Raw genomic sequence first — 8,646 nt, 5'->3', positions numbered from 1 at the left:
GGCCTGATCTCGGCCGTGATCGCGGGCGTGGTCAGCGTGCTGCTCGGCGACCGCTCGACGCGGATCTATGCGCCGCGCATCACCACGACATTCTTTCTCGGTCTGCTGCTGTTTTCGCTGTTGCAGCGCGACCCGGCGGCGACGACGGCCCCCAACGTCTCCGCTACGCTGCTGGTGTTCTTCGCCATCATCCTGCTCGGCGGGCTGTTTCAGGCCTTGTTCGGACTGCTGCGCCTGGGCACTCTGATCAAATTCGCGCCGCATCCCGTGATGGCGGGCTTCCAGAACATGGCCGCGGTGCTGCTGTTCCTGGTGCAACTCGGCAACGTGCTGGGCTTTGATCGCAACATTGCCTTTACCCGCGTGTTCGCGGCAATCGGCGAGGCCCGGCCATTGAGCCTGGTGGTCGCCGCGTTGACCTTCGCGGCGATGTGGAACGCGCGCCGGATCTCGACCAGGGTACCGCCGGTGCTGGTCGGCCTCGGCTGCGGCACCATCGCCTACCACGCCATCGCGCTTCTCGGCTTCGGCGACCTGCTGGGGCCGGTGATCGGCCCGCTGACGGCGACGGCTGCGATGCGCGCCGTGCTGGTGGATTTCTCCGGCTTGCCGATGGTTGCTCCTTTGGCGCAGTCGGCGTCGGTGATCCTGTCGGGTGCGCTGGCGCTGGCGGTCATCGCGTCGATCGACGCGCTGTTGTGCGCCAAGCTGAGCAGCCAGCCCGGCGAGCTTCGCGCCGGCGACGATCGCCTGCTGGTGCGTCTCGGCATTGCCAATGCGATTTCGGCCGGTTTTGGCGGCATCACCAGCGGCATCAATATCGGGCCCAGCCTCGCCAACCGCGCCTATGGCGCCCGCAGCTGGCTTTCGGTGATCGTCAACGCCCTCGCGGTGCTGGCGGCGGCGACGCTGCTGTTTCCGGTCCTCGCCTACATCCCGCGCGCGGTGCTGTCGGCGGTCATCATGGTGGTCGCGATCCAGCACATCGATCCCTGGACCAGGCAATTGGCGGCGCGCCTGATCAAACCAGGCACACCGCAGCGCGGCGCCATCGCGCTCGATCTCGGTGTTTCGCTGTTCGTCTCGCTGCTGTCGATCGCGGTCAACGTCGTGCTGGCGGTGTTCATCGGCATCGTGCTGGCGATCTTGCTGTTCGTGGTGCGCATGAGCCGCTCCAACATCAGGAGATCCTATCGCTGTGACACCGTGCGTTCACGGCGTTACCGCGATCCGGCGGAGTTGGAGGTGCTCCATGTCCAGGGCGCTTCGGTGCTGGTCATTGAACTGCAGGGCGCCCTGTTTTTCGGCACGGCCGAGCGGCTCGCCCAGATCGTCGACAGCGAGACCGCGCAGGGGACGACGGCCCTGTTGCTCGAACTGCGGCGCGTCACCGAAATCGATTCGACCGGCGCCCGCATCCTCGGCGATATCGACGCCGCGCTCGATGCGCGCGACGTCAGGCTGGCGCTTGTTTTATCCGGCCGCACCGAGACCGCCGCGCGGCTCGGCGATATCTTTCACGGTGATCGGCTGTTCCCCGACATCGACCGCGCCATCGAATGGGCGGAGGACGAACTGCTGCGGAATGCCGACATCGGGCAGTCCCTCGAATTGTCGCTCGACCGCATGCCGCTGCTTGGCGATTTCAGTGCCGACCAGATCGCCCGGCTGCGCGGCTGGCTGGAGCCGGTGGCGTGGCCGGCCGGCCATGTCATTTTCCGGCGTGGCGAACCCGGCTCGTCGCTCTATCTCGTCACACGCGGCCGCGCCAGCGTTCACCTCCGGCATGATGACGGCGACATCAGGCTCGTTACTTTCGCGGCTGGCGCGGTACTCGGCGAATTGGCCTTGCTCGACCGCGGTCCGCGCTCGGCCACCATCACGGTCGACGAGGATCTCACCGGCTTCGGCTTGAGCGAGGCATCTTTTGCCGTACTGTGCCGGGAGCAGCCGGATATCGCGATCAAGCTGCTGTCGGCCCTGGGGCGTGAATTGAGCGTGCGGATCCGACACGCCAACATGACGATCCTGCAGCTGGAAACGTGACGTCGCGCCTGGCTAGCGCAGCACCAGTCCTGTCGCGGCTTCCAGCTCGGCAATTGCCTGCGGCGCGTTGAGCACCTTGATCGTGGTCATGCCCATGTCGCGCGCCGGCTTCAGGTTGACGCCGAGGTCGTCGAGATAGACGCATCGCCTGGGGTCGACGCCGAGCGTTTCCACCATCATCCGATAGATGCGCGGATCCGGCTTGCGCAGGCCGATTTTGGCGGACTCGATGATGTGGTCGAACAGCGCCATTACCTCGGCAACGTAGAGCGAGCGGCCGCTGTGGCTGCCGATCGCGTTGGCGGGCAGGTTGTTGGTGATGCATCCGGTCTTGAAGCGCGCCTTCACCCGGGTCAGCGCCTCGACCATTTCGGGCCGCAGATCGCCTGACAGCAGCGGCAAGACTTCCCTGCCGCGAACCTCGGCGCCCAGCGCCAGCGATTCGGCGGCGAACAGCTGGTCGAAAGCCTCGATATCCACCTCGGCGCGCTCGAATTTCGCCCAGGCGTTTTCGAGATGATTGGCGGCGTTGGTGCGCCGGATGATGTCGGCCGGCAGCCCCCGCTCGGTCTCGAACCGTGCAAACGCCTCGAACGGCGAGGTCGTGAGCACGCCGCCAAAATCCCAGATTACTGCCTCGATCATAGTTTTTCTGCCGGTGCCAGCGCAATTTGGAGCACGGCTAACACGGCGTCCGGGCGGGCGCTAGCCCGATCGAAGCTTGGCGATGACCCGGGTACAGGCTATTTCTGCCTAATGAAAATCTTGCTCACGATAATCTCGAGTCTGTTTCTGGTCCTCGCCGCACCCGCCTATGCGATCGTCGGCGGCGGCGCGCCGTCGGCCGACGGTGTCGGCCGCTCCGTCGTCACCATCGTCGGATCGCGCGGCAACTTCTGTACCGGCGCGCTGATCGCGCCAAGAGTGGTGCTGACCGCGGCGCATTGCGTGCAGCCCGGGGCGACCTACAAGATCGTCGAATACGGCGCGGACCGCCAGCCGCTATTGCAGGACGTGAAGACCGTCGCGATCCACCCCCGCTTCAACATGCAGGCGATGACGGCACATCGCGCCACCGCCGATGTCGCGATGCTGCGGCTCGATGCCCCGCTCAAGGGCAAGACGGCATCGGCCGTCGGCGCGCCGCAGATTCCGATTGTCGTCGGCAGCCGCTTCACCATCGCCGGTATCGGCGTTACCATGCGAGGCGACGGCAGGAGCGGCGGCATCATTCGCGTCGCCGGCCTGATTGCGACCGGCAAGCCCGGCACGCTGCAGATCCGTCTCGTCGATCCAGTGGGTCGGGGGACGCGCGACGGGCTCGGCGCCTGCACCGGCGATTCCGGCGGCCCGGTGTTCGAGGACAGGCAGGGCGGCCCTGTCATCGTCGGCGTGGTCAGCTGGTCGACCGGCCCGAACGGCAGCGCCGGCTGCGGCGGCATGACCGGCGTGACGCCGCTGACGCTGTACCGCGACTGGATCCTGCAGACCGCGCGGCAATGGGGTTCAGCCTTGTGAGTTTGACGCAGCTCAAGGAAATCATCGCCTTGTTTGTTCGATGATTGACCGGTAGAAAATTTCAGGAAACGCTTCATCGGTTCAAACAAAGATTAAAACGCATGAATATCACCGCGCCCCTCCGCTCGATGTCCGCCGCACAGGCGGTCGAACATTTCGATGTCCTGATCGTCGGTGCCGGAATCTCCGGCGTCGGCAGCGCCTATCACCTGACCAAGCAACTGCCGGACACCAGCTTCGTCGTGCTGGAAGAGCAGGAGACTTTCGGCGGAACCTGGTGGACCCACAAATATCCCGGTATCCGCTCCGACAGCGACCTGCACACGTTCGGTTACAGCTTCAAGCCGTGGGTCGGCCCGCCGATCGCGACCGCCGCGGAAATTCGCGCCTATATGGGCGAGGTGATCGACGAGAACGATCTCGCCAGGCACATCCGCTACCGCCATCGCATCAACGCGGCGAGCTGGTCCAGCGAGACCAGGCAATGGACTATCGAAGCGGTCGATCAGGGCAGTGGTGAGGCGCGGACCTTTACTGCCAATTTTCTCTGGATGTGTCAGGGCTATTACCGCCATTCCGAGGGCTACACGCCGGAATGGAAGGGAATGGAAGATTACAAGGGCCGCATCGTTCATCCGCAGCGCTGGCCCGAAGACCTTGCGACCGAAGGCAAGCGCATCGTCGTGATCGGCTCGGGGGCGACCGCGGCAACGCTGATCCCGAACATCGCGAACCAATGCGAGCATGTCACCATGCTGCAGCGTTCGCCGACCTATTTCCGCACCGGCCGCAACGCCATCGAACTTGCAGAGGAACTGCGGCGGCTACAGGTCAAGGAAGAATGGATCCACGAGATCGTGCGGCGCAAGATCCTGTTCGAGCAGGATCTGTTCACCCGCCGCTCGTTCACCGAGCCGGAGAAGGTCAAGCAGGAACTGCTCGGCGGCATCCGCGCAGCACTTGGCCCCGGCAACGAGGAAATCGTCGAGAAGCACTTCACCCCGAGCTACCGGCCGTGGCGCCAGCGTATCGCCTTTGTGCCCGACGCCGACCTGTTCGAGGCGGTCAAGAGCGGCAAAGCGTCCGTCGTCACCGACGAGATCGACCGCTTCACCAGGGACGGCATTCTGCTGAAATCCGGCGAGACGCTGCAGGCCGATATCATCATCACCGCCACCGGGTTCAACCTCAATGTGCTCGGCGATATCGCCTTCGAGATCGACGGCAAGCCGCTCGATTTCGCCGACACCGTCACCTATCGCGGCATGATGTTCACCGGCATACCGAACATGGCCTGGGTGTTCGGCTATTTCCGCGCCAGCTGGACGTTGCGCACCGATCTGGTCGCCGACTTCGTTTGCCGCTTGCTCGGCCATATGAAGGCGAAGGGTGCGAGGAAGGTCGTGACCGCGCTGCGGCCGCAGGAAGGCAACATGCCGCTGCATGCCTGGATCGATCCGGAGAATTTCAATCCGGGATATCTGATGCGCGACATGCACCTCTTGCCCAAGCGCGGCGATACGCCGGAATGGCAGCACAGCCAGGACTACTGGGCCGAGAAGGACCAGTTTCCCGCGATCGATCTCGACGAAGCGACGTTTGTTTACGATTAGCGTCTCCTCCCCTCCTCCCACGCGCCCTTGCGCGTGGCGGGGAGGGGTCGGGGGTGGGGGGTCTATCGGCGTATTCGGCTGGCAGCGAACTGGTGCAATGTTCTGCTGACTAACTTTCGCGTTTCTCTGACCGCGAGATCTCTGAAGCACCCCCCACCCCCGACCCCACCCCACCACGCGCGTCGCGCGCGGGAGGAGGGGAGAAGACGATCTCCCCCTTCTGTTGTGGGCATCCTTTACGAGACGACCTCATCCGTCACCTTCTCGGCGCCAAATTCCTTCCGCAGGGTCGGCTTGTGAATTTTGCCGGTGGCGTTGCGCGGCAGCGCTTCGACGAACTGTATCAGCCGCGGGCGCTTGAAGCGGGCGAGATTCGCTTCGCAATGCGCGTGGATCTCCGCCTCGGTGAGGCTGTGGCCCGGCTTGAGCGCGACAATCGCCATGCCGGTTTCGCCCCACTGTTCGTTGGGAATGCCGATCACGGCGGCCTCGGCGATTGCAGCGAGCTGGTGCAGCACGTTCTCGACCTCGGCCGGATAGACGTTCTCGCCGCCGGAAATGTACATGTCCTTCCAGCGGTCGACGATATAGTAGAACCCTTCGTCGTCGATCCGCGCGGCGTCGCCGGTATGCAGCCAGCCGTCGGTGAATGATGATTTGTTGGCGTCCGGCCGGTTCCAGTAGCCCGGCGTGATGTTCGGCCCCTTCACCCACAATTCGCCGAGTTCGCCGACGCCGGCCTCCGATCCGTCGGGACGGACGATTCGCACTTCGGTGTGCAGCACCGGCTTGCCGGACGAGCCGGCCTTGCGCGCGGCGTCTTCCTTGTCGAGCGTCAGCACCGCGGGGCTGGTCTCGGTCATGCCGTAACCTTGCTGCAGCGCGACGCCGCGTGCTTCCCACACTTTCAGAAGCGGTACCGGCATCGGCGCGCCGCCGACGCCGCCAGTACCAAGGCGGCTGAAGTCGGCGCCGGCAAAGGAAGGATGCTGCGCCATGAACTGGTAGATCGAGGGCACGCCGAAGAACTGGTTGATGCCGCGGGCGGGATCGCTGATCAGTTGCAGCGCCAACCCCGGATCGAACGCCCGCATGATCAGCACGGTGCCGCCGGCATGCAGCACCGGATTGGTGTAGCAATTCAGCCCGCCGGTGTGGAACAGCGGCAGCACGGTGAGCAGCACCGTCGACGGCGAGATATAGGCCGGCCCGCCGAGATTGACGCAATTCCAGAACGTCATGCCGTGGGTGATGATCGCGCCTTTGGGCTGTCCCGTGGTGCCCGAGGTGTACATGATCGTGGAGATGTCATCGAGCGTGACGATCTCGGCGCGATCCAGCGGCGGTGCCGCCGCGATCGCGGCCTCGTAGGAACCGCCGGGTCCCAGCAGCAGCGAGGAGGTTACGCCGCACAGCCTGGCGACCGACAGCGCGGCCTCGGCCAGCTCCGCGTCGTGAATCATCAGGACCGGTGCGGCGTCGCCGACGATGTACTGCAACTCCGGCACGGTGAGGCGAATGTTCAGCGGCAGGAATACTGCGCCGATCCGCCCGCAGGCGAACTGAAGCTCCAGCGTATCCGTCGTGTTCAGCGCCAGCACGGCGACCCGGTCGCCGCGCCCGACCTGCAGCCGGTCGCGCAGATGCGCAGCCAGCCGCGAGATCCTGCTGTCGAATTGGGCGTAGGAAAACTGACGTCCGCTGCCGAGGTCGACCACCGCCGGCTTGTCCGGCGTCCGGCGGCCGAAATGGGCGATCCAGTCGTAATGGCGAACCGGCAAGGTTTCCTCCTCGGGGTATCGCGGTCATAGGCCGCGCGGTAATCTATTCTGTGTGCGTCGTTCAGTTGGCGAGCGTAGTGGCATTCTGTCTTGCGTCGAGTAGCTGATACCTTGCGTGCTGCCCTGATCCCGCGCCATACCAGCCACTCGACGCAAGTTAGGACAGCCGTTTCCGGCGCATCCTGCGCCGCAACAGGACCCACGGGAGCGAAGCGGATGGCGAGCCCATTCTACACCGCCGAACACGAAGCCTATCGCGACGTGGTGCGCCGCTTTGTCGAGAAGGAAATCGAGCCCTATGCCCATGAATGGGACGAGGCCGGCGGGTTTCCGCGCGAGCTTTACGAGAAGGCCGCCGCGATCGGGCTGTTGGGCCTCGGCTTTCCCGAGCAATATGGCGGCACAGAGGTCGACAATTTCATGTGGATCGTCGCGGTTCAGGAACTGGCGCGGGCCGGCGCCGGCGGCGTTTCCGCCAGCCTGAAGAGCAATTCGATCGGCGCGCCGCCGATCGCACGCGCCGGCACGGCCGAATTCAAGGCGCGGGTGCTGCCGGAAATTCTCTCAGGCAGGAAAATCTCGGCGCTGGCGATCACCGAGCCGAGCGGAGGTTCCGACGTGGCGAACCTGCGCACCTCGGCGCGACGCGACGGCGAGCATTATGTCGTCAACGGCGAGAAGACATTCATCACGTCGGGCATGCGCGCGGATTATATCACTACCGCGGTGCGGACCGGCGGACCCGGCCCCGGCGGCGTCAGCCTGCTGGTGATCGAGGGCGATACGCCGGGACTGTCCCGGACTTCCCTCAAGAAGATGGGCTGGTGGGCGTCGGACACCGCGACGCTGCATTTCGACGACTGCCGCGTTCCCGCCGGCAACCTGCTCGGCGAAGAGGGCGCGGGCTTCAAGATCATCATGCATAATTTCAACAGCGAGCGGCTGACCATGGCAGCCGGCTGTACCGCCGCGGCGCGGGTCTGCCTCGACGAGGCGACGGCCTACGCCAAGCAGCGCCACACGTTTGGAAAGCCGCTGGCGCAGCATCAGGTGATCCGGCACAAACTGGTCGACATGGCGCAGAAGGTGGCGGCGACGCAGGCGATGCTGGAAATGCTGGCGTGGCGGCTCGACCACGGCGAAAGCCCGGTCGCCGAAATCTGCATGCTGAAGAACCAGGCGACGCAGACCATGGCGTTCTGCGCCTCGGAGGCGGTGCAGATTTTCGGCGGCGCCGGCTTCATGCGCGGCATCAAGGTCGAGCGCATCTACCGCGAGGTCAAGGTCAACGCCATCGGCGGCGGCAGCGAGGAGATCATGACGGACCTGGCGAGCCGGCAGATGGGGCTGTGAATCTTCTCCCCACCCCCCACGCGCCCTTGCGCGTGGTGGGGAGGGGTCGGGGGTGGGGGGTCTATCAGCGCACACGATTGCCAGTGAATTTGCGGGAGCACCCCCCACCCCTGACCCCTCCCCACCGCTTCGCGGGGGGAGGGGAGAAGATGGCGCCGTCATTCCGGGGCGCGCGTCAGCGCGAACACGGAATCTGGAGCTGGGACGATCGAGATTCCGGGTTCGCTCGCTGAGCGAGCGCCCCGGAATGACACTGGATGGACTGGAAACATGCTCTTCACCGCCGACCACGAAGATGCCCGCAGCACGTTGCAGTAGTTCATCGCGACCGAGAT

General features: G+C 65.0%; 6 protein-coding genes. 4 read left to right on the top strand and 2 right to left on the bottom strand.

Annotated elements, in window-relative coordinates:
• The coding region (locus Q8R73_RS02570; protein WP_305717989.1) for an SLC26A/SulP transporter family protein at nt 1-2,046 on the top strand (2,046 nt) is incomplete at its 5' end.
• A 12-nt stretch (nt 2,047-2,058) separates the two neighbouring features.
• On the opposite strand, the gene Q8R73_RS02565 is transcribed toward Q8R73_RS02570, so the two are convergent.
• Entirely contained in the window at nt 2,059-2,691 is a 633-nt protein-coding gene (locus tag Q8R73_RS02565; RefSeq protein WP_305717988.1) for an HAD-IA family hydrolase, read from the bottom strand.
• 111 nt (nt 2,692-2,802) lie between these two features.
• Here Q8R73_RS02565 and Q8R73_RS02560 point away from each other — a divergent pair, with 111 nt between their 5' ends.
• Both Q8R73_RS02560 and Q8R73_RS02555 read left to right on the top strand, forming a co-directional pair.
• Nucleotides 2,803-3,564: a trypsin-like serine protease gene (locus Q8R73_RS02560; protein ID WP_305717987.1), complete on the top strand. Its 762-nt coding sequence runs from the start codon at nt 2,803-2,805 to the stop codon at nt 3,562-3,564.
• A gap of 101 nt (nt 3,565-3,665) precedes the next feature.
• The gene (locus tag Q8R73_RS02555) at nt 3,666-5,177 is read left to right on the top strand and encodes an NAD(P)/FAD-dependent oxidoreductase (RefSeq protein ID WP_305717986.1); all 1,512 of its coding nucleotides are present in this window, start codon (nt 3,666-3,668) and stop codon (nt 5,175-5,177) included.
• Nucleotides 5,178-5,413: 236 nt separating this feature from the next.
• On the opposite strand, the gene Q8R73_RS02550 is transcribed toward Q8R73_RS02555, so the two are convergent.
• Entirely contained in the window at nt 5,414-6,958 is a 1,545-nt protein-coding gene (locus Q8R73_RS02550; RefSeq protein ID WP_305717985.1) for a long-chain fatty acid--CoA ligase, read from the bottom strand.
• Between the two features lie 216 nt (nt 6,959-7,174).
• Here Q8R73_RS02550 and Q8R73_RS02545 point away from each other — a divergent pair, with 216 nt between their 5' ends.
• The gene (locus Q8R73_RS02545) at nt 7,175-8,311 is read left to right on the top strand and encodes an acyl-CoA dehydrogenase family protein (RefSeq protein WP_305717984.1); all 1,137 of its coding nucleotides are present in this window, start codon (nt 7,175-7,177) and stop codon (nt 8,309-8,311) included.
• Nucleotides 8,312-8,646 lie beyond the last annotated feature (335 nt).

Source organism: Bradyrhizobium sp. (genome assembly GCF_030697065.1).
Lineage (GTDB): Bacteria > Pseudomonadota > Alphaproteobacteria > Rhizobiales > Xanthobacteraceae > Bradyrhizobium.
This window is presented reverse-complemented; position numbering and strand designations above follow the sequence as displayed.